A 1,424-nucleotide genomic window follows, 5' to 3' on the forward strand; every position below is an offset into this window, starting at 1 on the left:
CAGGGTCTCGGCCATCGCAGAAATGCGGCCCGCCAGTTCCGCGTCCGATGACTGCCGCGCCATGGATGCGCAGATCTGCAAGGTGGCGACGTTCTCGCCGATCTGCGTCAGGGCATCGCGCATCGCCAGACCGCGCAGGGGTTTTTCATAAACATCGCGGCCCTCGCGCAGGGCATTCTCCAGCTCGGCGCGGGAGGGGCCATAGGTCAGCTTGCCGCGGTCAATCCGCGACGAGCTGTCGAGATACAGCCCCTGCTCGGCGGCGATCTCGACCATGCGCTCCTTCATCGCGATCAGCTCGAAGCCATGGCCCTTGGCCATGTAGAACCAGCTGTCATGCGCCAGGCCGCGGTTGTTCACCACGATATGCACATGCGGATGGCTGCGATCGGTATGCAAGGCCGCGACATAGGCCCATTCATCATCGACATGCGTGCCGCTCTGGAACATCTCGGCCGCCCAGATCTCGGCGACCTGCCGGGCACGGTCCGGCGCCACATCGGCCGGAAAGGACAAAAGCAGATGCGTCGTGTGGCCATTTTTCGGCTGGCCGCGCCAACCATCCTCCCAATCATTCACGATGGTCTTGCGGTCGTCGCGGCTGAGCGTGCGCCCGTCGGGGTCGTGATCGACCATATTGCCGAAGACGGCCTCGGCTTTCGAGAACAGGTAATCCAGCTGATTGCCGAGCTGTTTGCGGCTATGGGTTCCACCATTGTGGATCTTCTTCAGCACCGCCGCATTCGACCCTTGCGTCAGGCGCCAGAGATTGTCGGCGCGCGCCGTGAAGCGGCGCTGGCTTGGCGCGCCACTACCGCCGCGCAGATAGCGCAGCCGGATCTCCTCCCAGATGGTAGCTGTCGCCTCAACCATCCTGCGCCTCGGTGAAAGCGCGATAGAGCCGCACGCCCCGGCGGCGCTGCTCATCGACCACCGCATTCAGCCAGATGCGCAACTTGGGCAAGGCCAGGCGCAACTCGTTCAGCCCCTGCCATTCAGCCCGGGTCAGATCGATGCGACCGCGGTTCGCCGCTAGGGCGACCTGGTTCACATTGACGCCGATCTTGTGCAACTCCGCCTTGATGTCGCCGAGCTGCGCCGCCTGCGCGGGCGGAAACTCCAGCAGCCCGGCACTGGCGCGGAGCGCGGAACGCAGTGCATCCGAGCGCGACCGCGCCCCGATCTCCGCCATTAAGCGATCCAGAGCGGCCATTTCCTCAGGCGAAAGCCGCACGGCCATGGCCTTGCCATAAGTCGTCAACGCCCCGGACTCGCGGATGCGCTGCGCCAGCGCGGTCTTGCGAGCCGCAATTGAGGCCGCAGGGCTCCCATCGTCAGCGTCCTGCTCCGGGCGGTCCGGGCGGTCCGGGATCCTGGGTCCGGGCGTGTGTGTCGTCCGGGCCATCAGCAGCGCCCCTTCGACG

The 1,424-nt window shown here is 65.7% G+C and carries 2 protein-coding genes; both read right to left on the reverse strand.

The genetic code is table 11. The features are described 5' to 3' along the window. Positions 1-873 (reverse strand): relaxase/mobilization nuclease domain-containing protein (locus FN835_RS21075; protein WP_185958804.1); only part of this gene is annotated, 873 nt, incomplete at its 3' end. Beyond that, on the reverse strand, positions 866-1,424 hold a 559-nt coding region (locus tag FN835_RS21080), incomplete at its 5' end, for a ribbon-helix-helix domain-containing protein (protein ID WP_221930508.1). The genes FN835_RS21075 and FN835_RS21080, both read right to left, overlap by 8 nt.

It is taken from the genome of Paracoccus laeviglucosivorans (assembly GCF_900182695.1).
GTDB lineage: Bacteria > Pseudomonadota > Alphaproteobacteria > Rhodobacterales > Rhodobacteraceae > Paracoccus > Paracoccus laeviglucosivorans.